Here is a 21,157-nt window from a genome sequence, read left to right as displayed (position 1 = left end):
TTAATCCCTGCGCAGCACTCATAGTCTTTGCAGTAACTATTATTCTATACAAGTGGTATTAAAACTTTCTGAGATATCTGCCCATTTGTTGAAGCTGTAAAGCCAAGTCCCGGAGCAGATGCTGATACCAGTTCTCTATAAGGAATTCCCTCAAATCGAAGAACATTCTGTCCATCAGCCATACCACCAAGATGTATTCCTTTTCGATACTCCAAAAATTCTGTTAATACTTTTAATCCCGCTGCCTGAATACGTTTTTCGTCATTATAGGTTGCAAAGAAATAAATATTCAACAGACTTCCCTTCTCGAAAAGATTAGAAATTGCACCCGCAAGATTAGTCCTTTCTCCTTCGCTACTATGCGCAAGAAGAGAAAAAGAAATAATATCATCTATAAAAACAAATATTTTCTCTTTTTCCTGCATACATTCAAAAATTTCATCATCACTTTTTCCTTCAAAGCGAAGTTGTTTACGAATGTTAGCTCTTTCCTTGAATAAAGGTACGAGTTCTTTTAAAAGATTACATACCTCGAATACATCTGTATAGTATGGAACATTTCTTTGTTCTGCTTCTCTTCTAAGTTCGCTTCCATCTGTTTCTATCACATAACTCTTGGCATTGACATACTCAGAAGTTTTAAGTAAAACTTTTAGCAAATTGGTTTTTCCGCATCTGCTTCTGCCACTTATCAGATATAAATATGTATCTCTCAAATCTATACTTTCAATTTGTGCACTCGTTCTATTATAACCAAAAGCAAGCTCATTTGTACACAGGCTTTCTTTATCACTTCCGCTTTCAGCTATATGACGCTTAATCGCCTCCTCAAATAGCTGGTACGTAGGTTTCTTGGGAATAAACGGAACAGTAGCTGCTCTTTTTCCTGTATATTTATCAGACTGCTCTTTTGAAAGAGTTTTTATACCATTATTTCGGCCATACTCATCTGTATCTACCGCATACGCAGTCTGAAACTCTAATACGTTTGAATCTGAAATAACAAGACCTCTGCCTGGTATGCCTTCGTCAGGAAGTGAGTTTATCTTCTGAATCCTCAAAGCATCTAAATATGACACTTTATCAGGAAGCTGCAAAGCCACTATTTTTCTAAGGCTGTCAGACATTCTCACAGGAATATCTCTTATACCAAATCCTACCCCTGTAATAAGCATAAAGATTCCAACTCCCATTCCTTCTCTTGCAAGCAAAATAAGCTGTTCAAGATACTTATCTTCAGTTTTTTCTCTAAATGATGCTATATCATCAAGAACAAACAAGATGAATGGATCGCCTTTTTCATGAAATGCATTAAAACCGCTTCCTTCATATCTTCTCTTTCTTCTCTCAAGCGTATATTCCATCATATGGATAAGATTAGGCATTTTTTCCATATCACTGTCGAATAGAATTCCGCCCACATGAGCATCATCTTCAAAACAAGAAAGATGTCTTCCACCAAAATCAACAATATAGATATTAACATCACTTGGCGAATACTGCTGTGTTATCGAAAAAATGACTGTTTGCAAAAATGTACTTTTTCCGCTCATAGCCATTCCGAAGACAGCTGTATTTCCATCTTGAGAAAAATTAAGAACAAGTGGTGTCTGCTCTTGATGAACGGGGTCATCTAGAAGACCAGCAAAGGCTCTGAGTACACTTTTTTCTTTATAATTCTTCCAAACTCCATTTTCAGAACTTGAATACTTATTATAATCTTCAAGTTCTTCAAGATTTATCTTTTCCCCAAGTTCTGGAAGCCAGAGCTTGTTGTCAATTGTTTTATTTAATCTTTCGCTTTCTTTTGCTAAATACTCGCAAGTTGCTTCAAGCTGCGTTTTTTCTCTTCTTTCAGGAATACGAATACCTCTTTTTTCACTCTCAATCAAAATTTTATCAGCAAATTCATCATCAGTTAGATTCATGTTTTCGCTTCTTATTTCTTCTGCCAAAGTTTCAAAGTTTTGCATCAATCTTTCATTGGTAATTGTTTCAATATCTTCACCGTTCAAAACTCTTTTTATCCAGTTATGTCGAAGTTCCTGTCTTCTACGACTCTGTGTATAATCAGAAATAAGACCAGCTCTTCCTGTGTTAGTAATAAGCCTGGCAGTAATTCTACTAGAAAGATATTCATCAGGATCATAAATTTCGCCACAGAAACCAGATTGAAATTCAGCATATAATTCATCATTTCCAACCTGCAAAATAGCTCTGCCTGGGTTTGCAAGAAATGCAGCATCACTCTTGTGCAACACTTCTAAAGAATCCTTTTGATCTTGAACTCTAAGACATATTCTAAATTTGGAATTGCTCCAAATATTGTCATCTACAACTCCGCCAGGCTTTTGTGTTGCCAAAATAAGATGTACCCCAAGGCTTCGTCCTACCTGTGCAACACTAATAAGCTCACGCATAAAATCAGGTTCTTCTGCTTTAAGTTGCGCAAACTCATCTATAATTATAAACAAATGAGGCAAAGGAACATTAACTTCGTGGCGCTTATATAATCTAGTATAAGCATCGATATGACTTACGCCATTTTCGTTAAAAATTCTCTGTCTTCGCCTATTCTCACTTTTTATTGAAATCATTGCTCTTCTAGCAAGATTGCCTGATAGATTAGATATCTGACCAATCAGATGTGGAAGTTTTGCAAAAGCTTTAGCCATTCCTCCACCTTTATAGTCTATAAGGAAAAAATTGACATCTTCAGGACTAAAATTCACAGCAAGCGATAGAATAAAAGTTTGAAGAAGTTCAGACTTACCACTACCTGTTGTTCCTGCTATAAGTCCATGTGGACCATGATATTTTTCATGTAAGTCAAGATACAAATCTCCGCCACCAGCTTTTTTCCCGATAACTGCTCGAAGGCTCTCAAAAGTATTATTATGACACCATCTTTGTTCTATCCTTAGTTCATCTAATGAAATTACTTTCTCCATATCAAAGAATGAAACAAATGTAGGAATTTCACCACTTTGATTTTCTCCAATGATATGTACATCAGAAAGACGTCTTGACATATCACAGATAGTAGCCTGTGAAAGTCTGTCAAACATTATCCGAGTGCCGAAATCTCTTCCTTCTCTTAGTCGGAATAATCCCTGAAAAGAAGCATCATTTTCAATAACTGTATTACAGCTGTTAGGCAAATCTGATATTTCTTCTGCCATAAGAAAAGTTGTTATATTTTCCTTATTTTCAGGGTCAAAAATATATTTAGAAAGAAGTTCATCTTTGAGTAGATTCTGATCTTCTACAAAAATTACATAATGAGGAAATTCCGAAGAATGTTCTTTATTCTTGGAAATCTTACGAAAAACATTTGTAAGATCATAGCACACATCTTTAACTTCATCGTTTTCAAATGCTACGTAACGTCTTCTTTTATCTTCAGACCATACATGAGGAAGCCATAATGCAAATTCCCACGTATCATCTCCTGAAGCCTGTCCTCTTGTTAAAAAAGCCATTTTAACATCTGTATAACTGTTTTGAGTAGCTATTTGAGCAACAAGATCGTAGACAATCTCATAACAGCCGATTCTGCCTTTTCCTCCTACTATACCTATAAGACTCTCAACTTTCAGATCCACACATATTGGTACATCTTCAAGCATGGCAAACCTTTTAGTAAGATCCTCCGCCCTGTCTCGCAAACTATCTCCAGTAAAGAATTTCTGTTCTTTAGGTAACTTAACATGAACCTGAAAAGGCATTCTGCCTCGTCCAAGTCTATGATATAAAAAATCAGCATGCGTTTTATTTCTGCTCCACAACAGTCTGGGAAGACTATGATCTGAGCCACAAATATCTATACTACTAGGGTAACGAGCTCTTAGAATATAAACATTTTTCTGATACCAAGTGGCAATTTTATTTTCTTCAGAATTAAGGTAATCTGAATAAGCTTTTCTGACTTCTTTACTATTTTCATTATCAGGAAGAACTTTAATATAATAATCTCCAGACTCCATTCTATCCATATTTCTAGGAGGTCTATGATAATACTGTACTGGAGGCTTATAATCAAAATTTTTCACATCGATATCTTCTACAGATGAAATGACATCTTCATTAATTTTGAATCTTTTGAAAACAGGCGATACAACTACTTCATTGAAAGATTCGATGGCAAGTATTTCTCCCAAAAATACAATATGAAGTCCCCATATCTCCACCTTGTCACCAAAGACAAGTTGACGAGAACCATAAAGCATAGCACCATTTACATAAGTTCCATTTGAGCTTAAATCCTGAATCTGCCAACCATCATTTCCAATTTTAGAGAAACTTGCATGAAGACCTGATACCACATTAGAATTTCCCTGATAATACTTATAACAAATATCATTTCTAGAATCACTACCAACTGTAAACTGTGGTTTATCAGGAATTATGTATTTATTAAAGACTATTAATGGACTTTTTCTTTCACTTACAAAAATCTCTAAGATTTCTCCGTATCTTGTACGAAGTGAATATATATCTTTAGGATTTATCGCCCTGCCATCATATAACTCATTTCTATGATATATTTTGGCATTAGGCATCGCGGAAAAATGCCACTCACCTGCAATATTCTCAAGTGAAGTGGCAACATCTTCCTCAATCCTGAACATTCTTTTTTCTAAATGGATTGAAAGTACTGTGTTTTCGTCACCTGTAAGAAAAAACTCTTTGCAGGCATTTTTGGAATAAACACTAATAACAATACCCATACTTTTCCCTCAATAATTAAATTGCAAAATTTCGCAATTACTGCCTAAAATATTGTACTCTTTATTAGGCATAATGTCATACTTCTTCATACTTAACCTTTTGATAAACTCTTCTTTAGGAAGTGCTTTATCAAAAAAATATCCCTGAGCCTTATGACAACCAAGTTTCTTCAAAAACTCAATCTGCATCAAAGACTCTGTTCCTTCCGCAATAACATGTATTCCAAGCTTATGAGCAAGATTAATCATTGCACCAACAACAACTTCATCTTCAGTTCTTAATTCAACTCTGTTAATAAACGACTTATCAATTTTAACTTCAGAAACAGGATATTCTCTTATCATAAACAATGATGAATTTCCTGTCCCAAAATCATCAACAGAAGTTATATACCCAAGCTTTTTCATATCCCAAAGAAAATTTAGAAGCGTATCTTTTTCATCTACATATGCTGTCTCTGTGATTTCAATAGCAATATCTGTTCTGTTTATCCCATAACTTCTAACAACTTCATCAATTTTTTCTGCAAGTCTACCGATTTCCAAATCTCTTCGAGAGAAATTAACAGAAATCGGAACGATATACTCACCTTTTTTCTTTCTTTCAGCCTGAAATTCGCATACCTTTTTTAGAACAAAGAAATCCATTTCGCTTATTCTGGTTGATTTTTCTAAAACAGGGATAAAATCATCCGGATTAAGTAACTCTCCGTTCTTTTCGTAATTCCATCTTGCAAGTGCCTCTGCTCCTATAAGCTCACCTGTATTAAGGTTAACTTTAGGCTGATAGAACACATTAATACACTGTTTCTCAATAGCCTCTGAAAGATTAGCATAAACTTGTCTGTCAAAAATTATTTCATCATAGAGTCTTGGAGTCATTTCTGCTTTCATTAAATGCTTTTGCCTTGCATAATTCATAGCCGCACAAGCTTGTGATAAAATTTCCGCTGAATGTGTGCATTTATTCTTATCAACTCTGTAAATGCCTATTCTTGCACTGATTTCAACGGGAACTCTTTCATCATTTCTGACTCCATATACTTCAATTTTTTCAATTCTTCTTAAGAATTCATCACTATGTTCATTCTTAATAAGCGCAGCAAAGTTATCGCAGCCCGTATGACAAAGAGCCTCATCCTCATCTACTAATTCACGAAGCCTTATTGCATAACGCTTGGAAATTTTCTTAACTTCCTCAGCATCAAAATCATACATAAGCTGACCAAATCCGCGAATATTAAAGAAAAAACCTGTATATTTTTGAATATCACCAGAACTGTAAATACTATGCAAACGTCTCAAATATCCTATTGCATTAGGTAGTCCAGTTAATTTCTGGACTACGTAACTTTCTTCAAGTGCAAATCGAATACAAGTTCTTTCTACATGAATATATAGAATACCTGTTACCTTGTTAAGATAGTCTAAATCATCCTGTGAAAATTCACATCCATCTTTAGGAATGCATATAAATTCTACATTTTTTTCCTTGGTTCCAAATACCATGCTCTCAAAAAGATTCTTTTTCTTAGTAGAATGACCTGTATCAAACGCTATATAAAAAAAATCTCTTTTGGAATCAATAATCATTCCATCTGGAAGTGCCGTAATTGACATCTCTACTCGTGCAATTGGAACAATTTGGCTTACAAGCTTAAAAACTTTATATATAATTGCATATGAATTCTGATTTTGACTTAGTAATTCAATAACAGATTTTAATACGTTTGTTGATTTTTCTAAACTTTGTTCTGGTTTCATAAATAATAATCTTAACTTTCCATTGTATCCACTATTGTAGGAAGGAGCTGTTTCTTACGGGATACAACACCATTTAATTGTACGGATTGCCCCTTGGCCTTTACTGAAAAGCCATTTTCCAGTACATTTTGCGCATTATTTCCAGCAAAAATAACTTCTGAAGATTCTTTTATAATATTTGTCAACATAAAGAAAACCATATCCAAATGATCATTCTCAACAACACTCTCCAGCTGTGGAAGAATCTTTGTTCTGATTTCCTTAAGTTCTTCAAAACTCATGGAATTTATTTGTCCAATGCCTATAGTCTTATTATCAACCATGAATTTCTTGAAATCCTGATGAATTATTTCATCTGCTGTTTTATTGCCCAAATTACTTCCGGCATGAAACATCTCTCTAGCAAATTCCTCAGGATCTATTCCTACTATTTTTGCGAGATCTGCTCCTGCATCTCTATCAACTTTTGTACATGTTGGACTACGATACATCAAAGTATCAGATAAAATAGCAGCTAAAAGAAGTCCTGCTATTTTTTTATCAATTTCTATATTATACTCATGATACATAAGATATACAATAGTCGACGTCGAACCAAGCGGCTGATTACGGAAAAAGACAGGACCTGATGTTGAAATAGTTCCCAATCTGTGATGATCTATAATCTCTAACAAATCTGCAGCTTCAACACCATTTACTGCCTGACTCTGTTCATTGTGGTCTACTAATATAAGTTTCTTCTTCTTTGCACCAAGGAAGTTTCTTCGAGAAATCATTCCGACATAGTTATCATCATCATCCACAACAGGGAAATATCTATGTCGCATCTGTGCCATAATTTCCTGAATATCATCAATATAGTCAGTTAGATGGAACGCTACAAGCTTATCATCCTTCATGAAATGCTCAACTGGCATACTTGTATTTACAAGTCTGGATGCTGTAAAAGTATCATGAGGTGTTCTTATAATTTTACAATTATGCTGTTTTGCCTGCTTTTGAATTGTCTGTGCAACCTCTGCTCCGTCACAAACTATAATACAATCTGCATCCATTTCAAGTGCACAAAGTTGTGTCTCATACCTGTTTCCAAGTATTACCACATCTCCTGATTCAATAATGTTCTCCATGACTTCAGGACTTGCTGCGGCAACTACAACCTTTCCCTTTTCAACGTAACCGTTTATATCTCCTAGTATCATCTCTCCATCGAGAGTTTTTACGATATTTTTGTAAGAAGTTTTGGCGCTGGCCAATATACTGCTTTCATATACATCCATGTAAGATGTCACAATATCACCCGTAGTAATAAGTCCCTGAAGCTTTTGATCTTCTGTAACACAAAGAGTTACAACTCCGGCGCTTCTCATCTTCTCCCATGCATCTTTAAGTGAGATAGACTTTTCAACACCTGCAATCTTTCTGATTTCCAAGTCTCGTACCTGTGTTCTAACATCTTCCAAAAGTTTTGGAGTTTCAATTCCAAACTTTTTTAATACAAAACTGGTTTCTTCATTAAGATTTCCAGCTCTTCTTGCTTCATATAATTCACCTGTAACAATTTTTTTTAAATTTGCATATGCAATAGCTGCACAAATACTGTCAGTATCAGGATTCTTATGTCCTACAACATAAATTGGACGTTCTTCTTTCATTTACTAATTCTCCATATATTTCTTAAAGAAGTCTTTGCAATGTTTCATATACTTGTTTTTGATTAAGTGGCTTACTTAGATAACCATCCATGCCTTGACTAAGTGCATTTTTTACACTTTCTTCAAAAACATCAGCTGACATTGCTATTATAGGTATTGATTTCGCATCCCTGCGCTGTAGACTTCGTATTTTCTGTAATACTTCAAAACCATTTAATCCTGGCATCTGAAGGTCTAGTAAAATCGCGTCATAATAATCATCTTTAGATTTCGAAAATGTCAAAATACAACTTTCTCCATCTTCTACACAATCTGCCTTTAATTCTACATCTTGCAAAATACTACTTGCAACCTGGCGATTTATAGCATTATCATCAACAATAAGTATTCTTTTACCTTTTAACTGCTTTATATCTGATTTTTTCTTGTTTTTCTTCTCAATAGTATTAGAATCACCAACAATAATGGATACTATAAAAGTTGAACCAAACCCCTCACTACTTTCAACTCGTATATCTCCATGCATCATTTTAGCAAGATATCTTGAAATAGTAAGACCTAGCCCAGCACCTGATCCATACTTATCAGCATTTCTGTTTTCCTGAGCAAAAGGTTGAAAAATTTTTTGCAAAAACGACGGATTCATTCCACATCCGTTATCCTTAACTACGAAAGTCATTTTTATATCTTTGCCGACTTTTTTTTGATGTAGCTCAAGCTCAACATGTCCATTATCATCTGTAAATCGAATAGCATTACTCAGAAGGTTAACTAATATTTGATCAATTCGCTGTTTGTCTCCAACGAAATTGCGTTTCACAAGATCTCTATCATTAATTTTTAAAACGATATTTTTCTGTCTTGCCAAAGGCTCGATAATCTTATTTACATCAGAAAGCACATCGTCAATTGATGTATTTGAGAAAATCAGTGATGAATTATCAATATGGCCTTTTTTAAGCTCACGAACATCACCTAAAATATGCTTAAGATATTTTGCAGATGCAATAATCTTGTCAATATCTTCCAGACATTCATCACTTATTTCCTTACTCTTCAACTGATTTGCAAGCGAAATAATTGAACTTACAGGAGTTTCAATTTCATGATTCATTTGTGCAAGAAAATCACTAGCTTTTTGTGATTCAATTTTTTCATTTTCAAGCGCAATATTCAGCTTCTCATTCAGAGTCTTTATTTCTCTTTCCTGCTCAAAAGTATGAGTCATATCAAAAAAACTTCCGACAAGGCCGATTACTTTTCCGCTTTCATATATTGGATTTTTGGTTGCAAGAATATCTCTAATATTCTTTCCTTTATAACATTTTCCATGAACCATATAGGTGGAATTGCCTTTTAGCACCTTTTCTTCATCATTTTTGAAGACTTCCGGGTCAGGATGAAATCCCATTTCCTCATCATTTTTTCCGATAAAATCCTCATCTCTTAACAAATCAAAATATTGTCTAAAAGCCTTATTTCCGCCTAAAAAACGTCTGTTTTTGTCTTTCCAAAATATCGGAACCTGAGTTGTGTCAAGAATTGTTTCTAACAAGTTAAAACTTCTCTCACTATCATATTCATTTTTCTGGCTCTGAATCTGCAATTCATTAATATTCGCGTATTCTGCATACACCAAAGAAAAATCATCATCAATCTGCTGCGCGCACGCACCTATGCGATACCAATTATAATCATGCGAATCCATGGCTCTTAATCTTGCAACCTCCGACATTCTTGTCCCTGGAGCAATCTGCAAGGTCATGAAAAAATTTTTTAATTTAAGCAAATCATTTGGATGAATTATATGCCTAAAAAGTTCAATAGTAAGATCAGTTCCCTGCGTACTAACATTGAATTCTTTAGCTAAGGCATCTGTAACTGCTTCTAACGTTATCCTACCCTTACAATAACCCAAAACAGCAAGACCAACTGGAAGCTTTCCTAAAAACTTACGAATATTATTACTAAACAATACTTCTTTGTCCATGGAAACTCCTTGTCATAATGCTTCATCAACCAAAAACAATATTCCAAATAATATCATATCATATTTCTTAAGCCTTTAGGATAATGATTTTTCAACTTTTTGCCATCGCTTTTTGCCCAACCAAGACTCAAATCATTTGTTGTAATAAGACACCATCCGCTTTCCTTAAGATTTATATTTATTGTAAGGCCCGTTGTATACTCATTAACCTCATTACTACCTGCTGGAAGTTCAGCCCTTCTCTTAACATCATCTTTATCAAGATAAAGTGCAAGAGCGTGTGATGGTTCTAAGCGATCCTTTTTTAAAGTTCCAAGATGAAGACCTGGACGCATCACTTTCAAACCAGTAGTAGAAGGCATAATATCAGGTGCTAAATAAACCTGTTCTCCAAAAAGAAAAAAAGTACCGTTAAGCTTACTTATTCCCTTTGAAGTCAAAGTATCATTTGCAAAATCCTGATAAATCTTAAATGCATTTTCAAGTTGTCTTCCATTATCAGGAGATGTCCTTTTTGAATTTTTCTTTTGTTTTGCCTTTTGATTTTTACTCTCAAATGATGAACTCTTCCTGCTAAAGGAGTCTTTAGTTCCTGCTATCTCATTTTTCTCAATTGTAAATCCTTTTTGGAAACCTCCAAAACAATATGCTATTTTTTGACCATTATCAGCTACTTCATTTTTCTTTAATATAGCAAGAAAATGTCCTTCTCCCTCTAAATGATGTGGCCAAAGTCTAATGCACTTTGTTAACGAATCAGCAATATCCTCATCTTCAAATTTATTAGTATAAGTCCATGTACTTTCATCTGACGTTTTCCATTTTGCAAAATCCTTCACTCCATGATCCATTCCACTATATAAATGTGTATCAAGTAAATGATAATCCCTATGTCTTAAAAGAAAGCGATAAATTGTTCCTTCATCTTCATCCGGAGCAAATGTACATGTAGAATATACTATTATTCCATTCGGAGCTAGCATTTTCTCAGCATAATCAAGTATCTCATCCTGTCTATCAGCACATAATTCAACATTTTCCGGTGACCATTCACTTATAGCTTCTGTATTTTTTCTAAACATTCCTTCACCAGAACAAGGTGCATCTACTAGGATTTTGTCAAACCAGCCTTCAAATCTCTCGCTTAAATGCTGCGGTGTCTCATTCAATACCATAGCATTCCTAATTCCTAATCTTTCTATATTTTCTGCTAATATTTTTGCTCTCTTAGCATTTATTTCATTGGAAATAAGAATTCCTTCTCCACCAAGTTTCCCCGCAATCTGCGTACTCTTTCCTCCTGGAGCCGCACACAAATCAAGGACTCTGTCGCCTTTTTGAGGATTCAAATATGTAACAGGAGCCATAGCACTAGGTTCTTGAATATAATACATCCCTGCCATATGAAGCGATGACTTTCCAGGTTCGTCTTTATCTGAATATATATATCCATTTTCTTCCCATTCAATGCGTTGTAATGAAAAATCTGTTTTTTCCAAATCTTCTTCTCGGGATTTTAATGGATTTAATCTAAGTGCCTTTTTAGGTTCAATGCATAATGACTTAACAAAATCCGCATATTCATTATCCATCATTTTCATAACACGCTTCCTGAATACTTCAGGAAGCGTGTTTTCAATATGTTCATTATTCATTTTCTTTTTCGTTTTCCTTAATATATTTCTTTATTCCAGCAAAAGTGGATTGACTAATAATATGTTCTATTCTGCATGCATCAGCTTCTGCTGTTTTTGCATCGACTTTAGCTGTCATTATCAAAAATTTTGTAAGACTAGTATGTCTATCATATACGCTTTCAGCTTTTGTTATACCTTGTTTAGTAAGAATAAGTTCTCCATCCTCTGCCACAGTAAGATATCCGTTCTGCTTCAATATTCCAACAGCCCTAGAAACACTTGGCCTGGAAAAATTGAGTTCTTGAGCAACATCAACAGAACGCACACTTCCGTTCCTGTGTTTTAATACATAAATAGTTTCCAAGTAATCTTCACCTGATTCGTGCATTTCAACCGTTACCTCTTTTCAATAGAATGCTAGTGTAATGAGCTCCTTGCTGCTATAAAAAGCAACATTAATTATTCTTAATCAAGATGTTAGCATAACCTAACACACTATGCAAACCTTTCACAAAAAAAGAGTCAGAACCCAAAAAAGATTCTGACCCTAAATTTACTTTGCAAAATCAGTAGCTCTGCTTTCACGTATAACATTTACTTTAATTTGTCCAGGATATTCCATTTCAGACTCAATCTTCTTTGAAATATCATGAGCCATAACGACCATATCTGAATCGCTAACCTGATCTGGTACTACCATAACTCTTACTTCTCTTCCAGCCTGTATAGCATATGAATGATCCACACCTTTGAAACTATTAGTAATATCTTCTAACTGTTTCAATCTAGTAGTATATGTTTCGAGTGTCTCTCTTCTCGCACCAGGTCTTGCTGCTGAAATGGTATCAGCTGCCTGAACAAGCACTGCAATTAGTGATTGTGGTTCAACGTCTCCATGATGAGCTTCTACTGCGTTGACAATAAGCGCACTTTCTTTGTATTTTCTACAAATATCTGCACCAAGCTGTACATGTGAGCCTTCCATTTCATGATCAACAGCCTTCCCGATATCATGTAATAATCCGGCTCTCTTTGCAACCCTTGTATCCAAACCAAGTTCTGATGCCATAAGTCCACATAACATAGACACTTCTATGGAATGCTTTAACACATTCTGACCATAACTAGTACGGAATTTAAGTCTTCCCAAAAGTTTAATAACTTCAGGATGTAATCCGTGAACTCCTGCATCCATTGCTGCAGATTCGCCTTCTTCTTTAATCTCGGCAGCCACTTCTTTCTTGGCTTTCTCAACCATTTCTTCAATTCTGGCTGGATGAATACGTCCGTCAACGATAAGTTTCTCAAGTGCAATTCTAGCAACTTCACGTCTAATAGGATCAAAACCCGAGATAACTACAGCTTCAGGAGTATCATCAATGATAAGATCCACACCTGTCATTGTCTCAAGAGTACGAATATTGCGTCCCTCACGTCCGATAATTCGTCCCTTCATCTCATCATTTGGCAACTGTACTACAGAAATAGTCGATTCAGCAACATGATCAGCAGCACATCTCTGAATAGCACCAATAACGATTTCCTTCGCTCTCTTGTCTGCTTCTTCCTTTGCTTCAGCCTCAACGTTCTTAATCATAACAGCAGATTCATGCTTAACATCATCTTCGACAATCTTTAAAAGGTATTCCTTTGCCTGCTCAGAAGTTAAACCTGAGATTTTCTCAAGTTCTTCAATTCTTTGCTCGTTCAGTCTTGAAATTTCAGCACTTTTTTTGCTGAGATTTTCTTCACGAGCTGATAGAGACTGTTCCCTTCTTTCGATTGCTTCTGAACGCTTCTCAACATTTTCCTCTTTCTGCTGAATTCGACGTTCTGAACGCTGTACTTCTGCACGTCTATCTCTGACTTCTTTTTCGAGCTCATTCTTGACTTTCAGAGATTCTTCTTTTGCCTCAAGTAATTTTACACGCTTGTCCTCTTCTGCTTTCTCAAGAGCATCGTCAATGATTTTTCTTGCCCTCTCTTGTGCATTGCCTATCTTCTGCATATCAATTTTCTTATGACGAAAATTCGTAGCCAGAACTGCAATGATAGCTGAAACGAGAGCAACTAGTGCTAGTTTGACAGCCTCAATAATCATTACAGGAGCACCTCCTTATTCAATTTTCATTGTACAATATTTTGTATATCATGCGATTTTAAAGCATTGATTTATACAATTTTACAACAATTTAATTGTATGCTTATTAGTGGTACATGTCAAGGAAAACTACTAAATTACTGCTTTTTATACGGTTAAATGTTAATTGATTTATAAATTAAATCTTGAGAATATCCTTTTCTATATAAAAAAGCCATTATTTTCTGCTTTTCTTTGTACGGCATATCCTCTGAATATCCTTTTTTCTCTAATAGTTTTTTAATCTGGCCAATTTCTGCATCAGGATTATCATCTCTTACTTCATCTAATACTTCTTCAATAATCTCGCTATCAATTCCTTTTTGAGCAAGATCCTGTTTAATCCTTCTCTCACTACGTTTATCAATTTGATATTTCACATAATCAGATGCATATCTGTAGTCATCAACATATTTGTATGATTTAACATATTCAATTGCGGACTCTATACATATCCCTGGGTAACCGCTTTCTTTAAGCTTTTCGGTTAGTTTGTATTCTGTGTAATCCTTTACCTGTAATAAGTTCATAGCTCGAAGAGTTGCTCTTTTTTTAAGAAGAGCAATAATTTCAGAATAGACTTCTTCAGCAATTTCCATATCTTTCTGTAATTTCAGATGTTTGATTTCTCCTTTATACAAAAGAAATCTTTCATCTGTATCAAGGAGAATCTCACATCTTTTTTTATCGTATTCTTTTATTTCAAGAATGATCATTAGACTTCTGCTTTCGCTTTCTTAGTAGTCTTTTTAGATGCAGCTTCATCTACATTATCAGTCTTTTTCTCATCTGCTTTTCCTGCAGAAAGAGCTTCTTTAATCTGATTTTTGGTATACTCATCTTCAGGAAGTTCATAATGTTCACGAACCTGTGCTTCAATTTCAGCCATCATTACCGGATGATCTTCAAGATAGTTCTTGGCATTTTCACGTCCCTGACCAATTTTCTCGCCATTGTACTGATACCAAGCACCACTCTTATTGACAATATCAAGATCAGCAGCAAGGTCTAAAACATCGCCCGAGTGAGAGATTCCTCGTCCAAACATAATATCAAATTCAGCAGTCTTGAACGGCGGTGCAATCTTATTCTTTACGACTTTGACTTTTGTGTGATTTCCTACAATATCTCCATTTGCCTTCAAAGATTCTGTCCTGCGAACATCAAGTCTAATAGATGAATAGAACTTAAGCGCACGTCCACCAGTTGTTGTCTCTGGACTTCCAAAAAGAACTCCAACCTTTTCACGAAGCTGGTTAATAAATACAACTGTACAATTAGACTTACTAATAACAGCTGTAAGCTTACGAAGCGCTTGAGACATAAGTCTTGCCTGAAGTCCAACATGAGAATCACCCATATCACCATCAATTTCTGCCTTAGGAACAAGAGCTGCAACTGAATCGACTACTACAATATCAATTGCACCAGAACGAACCATAGTCTCTGCAATTTCAAGCGCCTGCTCTCCACTATCCGGCTGAGAAATGTAAAGATTATCAATATCTACACCAATGTTCTTGGCATAAACCGGATCAAGCGCATGTTCGGCATCAATAAATCCGGCAATTCCGCCTCTCTTCTGTACCTCTGAAATCATGTGAAGTGTAACAGTTGTCTTACCTGATGATTCAGGTCCATAAATCTCGATAATACGTCCCTTAGGAATTCCACCTAAACCAAGCGCAATATCCAAACTAAGTGATCCTGTAGGAATAGTCTCTACATTCATCTGATTCATAGGATCGCCAAGTTTCATAACAGCGCCCTTACCAAACTGTTTCTCAATCTGACCAAGGGCAGCTTCTAATGCTTTTTGTTTATCTTCTCTTTCCATACAATCCTTTCTTTGCGCCTATGCGCAACAAAAACGTTTCCAAAGGGTATTACATTAAAAAGCTTATTGATAGCATTCCCCTCAATACCCTAGATGTGCTTATCTCTACTTTTTTATCTTAAGTGTATTATTAGCATATTTTTTACTAAACCATTTTAGGATAAATAGTAGAACTTGTCAAATATTAATGCAATTATTATGCTGAATTTTAGGTTGAAGCAACCAGATAATTCTTGCAGAACTGCACTGAATCGTGCTAACTTAGATATGTTAGCATAAACAAGATTATAATGTCAAATAATATGCCACAATATCCCCCCAAGTTATTTTGGCTCTTTTTATGTTAGCATAATACTATCAGTAAGACACTTCACAGCCATTTTTTTCTTCTAAACACGTACATCCAAATACCACATACTACAACACATAAAACTGCGACAAATATATATCCATACTCCCATGTCGTCTCAGGCATCTTGACATTCATTCCATACCATCCCACTATAAGCGTAAGAGGCATGAAAATAGATGTAACCATTGTAAAAACTCTCATAAGATTATTCTGTTCTATTCCGATTTGTGCCTTATAAGCCTCCCTAACCTGCATTATATAATCCCTAAGATGGGCCGCCATTGTGTTAAAATGAATCGCTCTATTTTTCAAGTTTTCAAAATTTCTAATCTCATTTTCTGAAATCATATAGTTATCATTTTCACAAAACTCTTGAATAAGAAATTCAATTTGTTCGTAATACCTGTTTACATGACGTATTCGGTCACGCATAGCAAAAATCTGCTCACTAAGCCCTTCTTTAGAGCCATTATTAACCTCATCTTCAAGACTGTATACTTCGGTTTCCATCTTTTCCATGATTCGCATTCCGCCTTTCATGGTATTTTTCAAAAAGCTATATAATACTAAATCATTGGTCATTCCCTCTTCAAAATAAGAATTTGCCGCCTTATAAGCATCGGCATTCTCACAGATAAAGAAAATATCATTTCTATCAATATATATAAGAATCTGGTCGGGTTTAGCATTTTCATCAAATAAATTATACCAATCAAACGCAGCAATAGTATACGTATCGAAGCTCTCGTATGTTTCAATCTGTCCCTCTTTAATATAAGAAACAACTGGTTTTTCTAATTCTTTTATATATAAATCCAATTCTGATAAATAGATTACTTTCTGCATATTTCTCTCCCAAATAATAATTAAACCTGAAATACCATAAGTGACATCTTAGAAATTAGTATTTCACGAATCACAATCGCCTTTTCTTTTTTCTCTTCGATATCCATCTTAACAAGTTTTTCAACAGGAATAATTCTTTCTACATAACGTTCTTTTTTTTGGAGTAATCCACATGTAGCCAACTCTGAAACTCTAACCCTGGTCCGTAATAGTTTTAAACACTTATATCCTTCAGATTCTTTGGTCATATAATAAAAATGACTTTCAAGCGTAGTATCTTTATCTATATTCCTAGCAATATATCTTTCAATCATTGTTTTAAATTTAAATGGTATCAGATTAGAATCAATAATTTCCTGATAAGTATATCTTGCTCCAAAATAATATTTTTCAAAATCCTGCATGATATACTTAAAATCTTCTTCATTATGAACTAGCATAGTCACCTCAAACAAGCATTAATAAAATGCAAACATTTCTATAAAATAATCTTCAAATCCTTATAACATCTACAATTTTACTTCTTTTTATACTACTGTTCAAGTCGAGCATCATTACTTAATTGTCTGTATATGTGCTTTGTCACGACTTTCTTTCATATTCTTTTTTAGAAATTCACTTACGCTTCCATTCTATTTTTGTGATTATAGTTATTAGATTTTATGTTACTATTTTAAATACTAAATCCACCTTATCATCAAACCGATATATTATTAGAATTTGTGATAAATGTAATTAGGAGATAATTATGGCTGATATTAACCAAAATAGTAGTAAAGAATTAGTCATTGAATATATAATCAAGCTTATTTTGCATCAGAATCTTACCCCTGGTGATCAGTTACCTACCCAACGAGAACTATCTAACACACTTAATATAAGCCGAAATACAATTAATTCTGCTCTTAAAGAACTCGAAAATGATGGATTTATTTGTATTACTCCAAGACAAGGGGCTTTTGTTGATGATTTCCGAACAAAAGGAAATATAAATACCTTACTTAGACTAACTCACTATTCTAATTATTTTTGCTATGAAAAAGATATAAAAGATCTTTTAGATTTTCGATGCTTTCTAGAACAGCTTATCTGCAGAAGCATTATAGCATATACAGATGATGACAGCATACAAATTCTTAGAAGTCATATTGAATATATATCAAGCCTTGATGAAAACAATGAAATTGTTGATTATACATATATATATTATGAAAAAATGGCTCTGCTTGCATCAAATTCTTTAATTATATTCATTATTCATGGGATAAAAGATTTATTTAAAAGTATGCTTTTGCAGTACGTTCAAAAATATGGCAAAGAAGATTTATGTAAAAATCTAAAATATATCTTTGAATTCATTCAAAAAAGAGATTTAGATGGTGTAACCAAAGCAATAACTGCTTCTACTATTGATTTGAAAGATGGCTGTTACAAACTAAAGTGAACTCATTACTAAAATATACCTAATCAAGTAGCTTTCCCTCATTAATTACACACTAAAAAAGTAACAGACCTATTATCTTTCATAATAAAATGGAAAAAAAGCAACTGACAAATAATTAAGTATTTGTTATATTTAAAATATAACCTTAATTTTTCATTTTAAAGAGAGAGGAAAAATGCATGGAAGTAAAGAAAATTACCTTAGCAGAATATGATACCGAAGTTTTAAATTCCACTACACCAGTTTTGATTGATTTTTACGCAGATTGGTGCGGTCCTTGCAAAATGATGTCTCCAATCGTTGACATGATTGCAGAAGAAAACGATGATATAAAAGTTTTCAAAGTAAATGTCGATGAAGAAAGCGACCTTGCAGAGAAGTTCAGCGTTATGAGTATTCCTACTCTTGCATTGGTAAAAGACGGAAAACTTGTCGATAAAAGTGTAGGTGCAAAGCAGAAGTCTGAAGTATTAAAGTTTATAGGGAAATAACAACAATAATAATATTATTATTATTTGACACTATCAAAAAGCATATACCTATTGAAATTTTAGCTTTACCATGATATTCTTATTAGATTGCAAGATGTGAATAGCAGTTTGTATTGAATATATTTTTAAATATATTTTTAACTGGCTAATTGCTTTCTAATACATGATAAAAGGTAATTATACTCAATCGGAGTTTTTTGTTTTTGTATTTACATACATTCAAAACTCATGTGAAATCAAGTTTATATCGAAAATTTGATTTTGCATGAGTTTTTATGTGCTGATAATTTATAAATTTTTGTCACTGCGTTCCAAAAACCACGCAAACTGGCCATTTAAAAAGGCTTCGCCTTGAACCAGTTTGCCGCTTGACTTTTGTTCTCACGAAACTCGCAGTAAATGCGAGTTTCTGAATATAAGTGACAAGAAGTCATACAATAACAAACTTTTTTGTCATGAATTATATCAAAGGTAGGTATTTTATGTTTTTCCTGACTATTTTTTTTATCAACAGTGTTGGCTTAGGAATAGGACTTGCCATGGATGCATTCTCTGTTTGCATAGCTAATGGTCTTAAAGAACCTTCCATGTCTAGAAAAAGGCATGCAAAAATGGCGCTTATATACGCATTTTTTCAGTTTATAATGCCGCTTACTGGTTGGATTTGTGTCCACACTATTTCAATATGGTTTAAAACTTTCCAAAAATTTATTCCTTGGATTGCACTTATCCTTCTTAGTTACATTGGAACAAAAATGATTATTGAAGGAATTCGCGAATCCAAGGCTAAATCCAATATTGATAATGACTGTATCAATACAGAAAATGGGCAAAAAAACATCCACGAAAAGCTTTCCTTAAAGACTTTGCTAATTCAGGGAATAGCAACTTCAATTGATGCCCTTTCAGTTGGTTTTACAATTTCATCTTATAACTTTATTAAAGCATTTCTAAGTTCTTTGATAATAGCGATTGTAACCTATGCTATCTGCGTATTTGGGGTTAAACTTGGCAAAATATTTGGAAAAAAAGTAAACTCATATGCAAATTTCCTTGGGGGTAGCATTTTGATTATCATCGGCCTTGAGATATTCATAAAGGCTTTTGTTTAAATAACACTAATAATATATTAAAACAACTTAATTATTTTTTACAGGAGATTAATATGAAAAAAGATAATAATCAATCTGACCTTGAACCTGTTCGATTTGAATTTCAAAAAAGAGATTTAACCAGAATAATTCTGTGTATATCTGCCGGCATTTTAATGTCAGTCAACCTTAGAACCTTTGTTAAAGCTGGTAATCTACTACCTGGTGGTTTCGCAGGTTTATCTTTGCTTATTCAAAACATTTTTTCGTTCTTCTTTCATCGGGAATTACCTTATGGCCCAATTTATATTCTGCTTAATTCCTTTCCTATTATTCTGGCGTATAAAAAAATAGGAAAAAAATTTACCATCTATTCTTGTATAACAATAGTAACCATAACTTTGCTAACTGATATAATTCCTATTCATGCATTTACTTATGATATTTTGCTCATCAGTATCTTTGGAGGTTTAATAAATGGATTTGCTATTACACTATGCTTAAGTGCTGATGCTACCAGCGGAGGAACCGATTTTATCGCTATTTACTTGTCAGAGAAATTCGGAATTGATTCTTTTAATTATATCTTAGGATTGAATGCCGTTATGCTTATCTGTGATGGATATTTGTTTGGTTGGAATAAGGCTTTGTATTCTATTATTTTCCAATTCAGTTCCACACAGGTAATTCATATACTATATAAAAGATACAAGAAAAACACTCTTTTAATCATTACAGAACATCCTAGACGTGTTACAGAACGTATTTATCAAATAACCAACCATGGTGCAACTGATATTCATGCATATGGTGCTTATGAACTTGATAAAAGGACTATAGTTTATTCCGTTGTATCAAGTGATGAAATTAAACGTGTAACTGCAGAAATACTAAAGATTGACCCTCATGCATTTATAAATATTCTTAAAACAGAACAACTTGAAGGTAATTTTCATATGCATCCAAATGATTGATTAAGGCAAATATTCTTATTCACAATAGTTATTGTGCAAAAATCCTAATCATTGAAATTCTATAGGTTCTTATTTTCATCAGGAAAATCAAGAACCGTACCTGACCATAATTTGTCGTCAAGACAAATTTTGTCCTGCGAAGCAGGATTCTTGCTGATGATTATCCTAAATCTCAGCAAGAAGTCATACTTTATTGTTTCTATATA

15 protein-coding genes are annotated in these 21,157 nt (G+C 34.0%); 4 read left to right on the top strand and 11 right to left on the bottom strand.

Translation table 11 applies throughout. The features are described from left to right. Positions 1–44 precede the first annotated feature (44 nt). The 11 genes from G634_RS0103750 to G634_RS0103700 all read right to left on the bottom strand — a co-directional run bounded on the left by G634_RS0103750 (position 45) and on the right by G634_RS0103700 (position 17,391). Positions 45–4,730, bottom strand: coding sequence for an FtsK/SpoIIIE domain-containing protein (locus tag G634_RS0103750; RefSeq protein WP_026504165.1), 4,686 nt, complete (start codon positions 4,728–4,730; stop codon positions 45–47). A 9-nt stretch (positions 4,731–4,739) separates the two neighbouring features. Then, complete coding sequence (locus tag G634_RS0103745; RefSeq protein ID WP_026504164.1) at positions 4,740–6,494, bottom strand: GGDEF domain-containing phosphodiesterase; 1,755 nt, start codon at positions 6,492–6,494, stop codon at positions 4,740–4,742. Positions 6,495–6,505: 11 nt separating this feature from the next. Continuing rightward, the gene (locus G634_RS0103740) at positions 6,506–8,149 is read right to left on the bottom strand and encodes a putative manganese-dependent inorganic diphosphatase (protein WP_026504163.1); all 1,644 of its coding nucleotides are present in this window, start codon (positions 8,147–8,149) and stop codon (positions 6,506–6,508) included. Between the two features lie 22 nt (positions 8,150–8,171). Next, positions 8,172–10,139 (bottom strand): ATP-binding protein, encoded by a 1,968-nt coding sequence (locus G634_RS0103735; protein WP_026504162.1) that lies wholly within the window; start codon positions 10,137–10,139, stop codon positions 8,172–8,174. A 53-nt stretch (positions 10,140–10,192) separates the two neighbouring features. Beyond that, positions 10,193–11,794, bottom strand: a complete 1,602-nt coding sequence (locus tag G634_RS0103730) for an RsmB/NOP family class I SAM-dependent RNA methyltransferase (protein WP_035798808.1) — start codon at positions 11,792–11,794, stop codon at positions 10,193–10,195. After that, a complete protein-coding gene (locus G634_RS0103725; protein ID WP_026504160.1) occupies positions 11,787–12,164 on the bottom strand; it encodes a metal-dependent transcriptional regulator in 378 nt (125 codons plus the stop codon). Before G634_RS0103725 ends, G634_RS0103730 begins: the two co-directional genes overlap by 8 nt. Positions 12,165–12,329: 165 nt before the next feature. Next, positions 12,330–13,877 (bottom strand): ribonuclease Y, encoded by a 1,548-nt coding sequence (rny, locus tag G634_RS0103720; protein ID WP_026504159.1) that lies wholly within the window; start codon positions 13,875–13,877, stop codon positions 12,330–12,332. Positions 13,878–14,032: 155 nt separating this feature from the next. Next, entirely contained in the window at positions 14,033–14,632 is a 600-nt protein-coding gene (locus G634_RS0103715) for a regulatory protein RecX (protein WP_026504158.1), read from the bottom strand. After that, on the bottom strand, positions 14,632–15,753 hold the full coding sequence (gene recA, locus G634_RS0103710; RefSeq protein ID WP_026504157.1) for a recombinase RecA: 1,122 nt from the start codon (positions 15,751–15,753) through the stop codon (positions 14,632–14,634). Before recA ends, G634_RS0103715 begins: the two co-directional genes overlap by 1 nt. 370 nt (positions 15,754–16,123) lie before the next feature. Next, positions 16,124–16,951: a CorA family divalent cation transporter gene (locus G634_RS20135; RefSeq protein ID WP_051233663.1), complete on the bottom strand. Its 828-nt coding sequence runs from the start codon at positions 16,949–16,951 to the stop codon at positions 16,124–16,126. A 20-nt stretch (positions 16,952–16,971) separates the two neighbouring features. Further along, positions 16,972–17,391 (bottom strand): hypothetical protein, encoded by a 420-nt coding sequence (locus tag G634_RS0103700; RefSeq protein WP_026504156.1) that lies wholly within the window; start codon positions 17,389–17,391, stop codon positions 16,972–16,974. A gap of 308 nt (positions 17,392–17,699) precedes the next feature. Between G634_RS0103700 and G634_RS0103695 the strand changes: the two genes are divergently transcribed. From G634_RS0103695 to G634_RS17870, 4 genes are all read left to right on the top strand, one after another. After that, positions 17,700–18,395, top strand: coding sequence for a FadR/GntR family transcriptional regulator (locus G634_RS0103695; protein ID WP_026504155.1), 696 nt, complete (start codon positions 17,700–17,702; stop codon positions 18,393–18,395). Between the two features lie 179 nt (positions 18,396–18,574). Next, positions 18,575–18,886 (top strand): thioredoxin, encoded by a 312-nt coding sequence (gene trxA / locus G634_RS0103690; RefSeq protein ID WP_026504154.1) that lies wholly within the window; start codon positions 18,575–18,577, stop codon positions 18,884–18,886. Between the two features lie 482 nt (positions 18,887–19,368). Next, on the top strand, positions 19,369–19,998 hold the full coding sequence (locus tag G634_RS0103685) for a manganese efflux pump MntP (RefSeq protein ID WP_026504153.1): 630 nt from the start codon (positions 19,369–19,371) through the stop codon (positions 19,996–19,998). Between the two features lie 53 nt (positions 19,999–20,051). Continuing rightward, positions 20,052–20,951, top strand: a complete 900-nt coding sequence (locus G634_RS17870; protein ID WP_051233662.1) for a YitT family protein — start codon at positions 20,052–20,054, stop codon at positions 20,949–20,951. Positions 20,952–21,157 lie beyond the last annotated feature (206 nt).

Source organism: Butyrivibrio sp. NC3005 (assembly GCF_000424545.1).
Lineage (GTDB): Bacteria > Bacillota > Clostridia > Lachnospirales > Lachnospiraceae > Butyrivibrio.
The sequence above is the reverse complement of the archived record's forward strand: the minus strand, read 5'-3'. Positions and strand labels throughout refer to the sequence as shown.

Excerpts from the sequence above, each read along its gene's own strand:
- G634_RS0103750 (WP_026504165.1), bottom strand. The coding sequence starts at position 4,730 with ATGGGTATTGTTATTAGTGTTTATTCCAAAAATGCCTGCAAAGAGTTT.
- G634_RS0103745 (WP_026504164.1), bottom strand. The coding sequence starts at position 6,494 with ATGAAACCAGAACAAAGTTTAGAAAAATCAACAAACGTATTAAAATCT.
- G634_RS0103740 (WP_026504163.1), bottom strand. The coding sequence starts at position 8,149 with ATGAAAGAAGAACGTCCAATTTATGTTGTAGGACATAAGAATCCTGAT.
- G634_RS0103735 (WP_026504162.1), bottom strand. The coding sequence starts at position 10,139 with ATGGACAAAGAAGTATTGTTTAGTAATAATATTCGTAAGTTTTTAGGA.
- G634_RS0103730 (WP_035798808.1), bottom strand. The coding sequence starts at position 11,794 with ATGAATAATGAACATATTGAAAACACGCTTCCTGAAGTATTCAGGAAG.
- G634_RS0103725 (WP_026504160.1), bottom strand. The coding sequence starts at position 12,164 with ATGCACGAATCAGGTGAAGATTACTTGGAAACTATTTATGTATTAAAA.
- rny (WP_026504159.1), bottom strand. The coding sequence starts at position 13,877 with ATGATTATTGAGGCTGTCAAACTAGCACTAGTTGCTCTCGTTTCAGCT.
- G634_RS0103715 (WP_026504158.1), bottom strand. The coding sequence starts at position 14,632 with ATGATCATTCTTGAAATAAAAGAATACGATAAAAAAAGATGTGAGATT.
- recA (WP_026504157.1), bottom strand. The coding sequence starts at position 15,753 with ATGGAAAGAGAAGATAAACAAAAAGCATTAGAAGCTGCCCTTGGTCAG.
- G634_RS20135 (WP_051233663.1), bottom strand. The coding sequence starts at position 16,951 with ATGCAGAAAGTAATCTATTTATCAGAATTGGATTTATATATAAAAGAA.
- G634_RS0103700 (WP_026504156.1), bottom strand. The coding sequence starts at position 17,391 with ATGCTAGTTCATAATGAAGAAGATTTTAAGTATATCATGCAGGATTTT.
- G634_RS0103695 (WP_026504155.1), top strand. The coding sequence starts at position 17,700 with ATGGCTGATATTAACCAAAATAGTAGTAAAGAATTAGTCATTGAATAT.
- trxA (WP_026504154.1), top strand. The coding sequence starts at position 18,575 with ATGGAAGTAAAGAAAATTACCTTAGCAGAATATGATACCGAAGTTTTA.
- G634_RS0103685 (WP_026504153.1), top strand. The coding sequence starts at position 19,369 with ATGTTTTTCCTGACTATTTTTTTTATCAACAGTGTTGGCTTAGGAATA.
- G634_RS17870 (WP_051233662.1), top strand. The coding sequence starts at position 20,052 with ATGAAAAAAGATAATAATCAATCTGACCTTGAACCTGTTCGATTTGAA.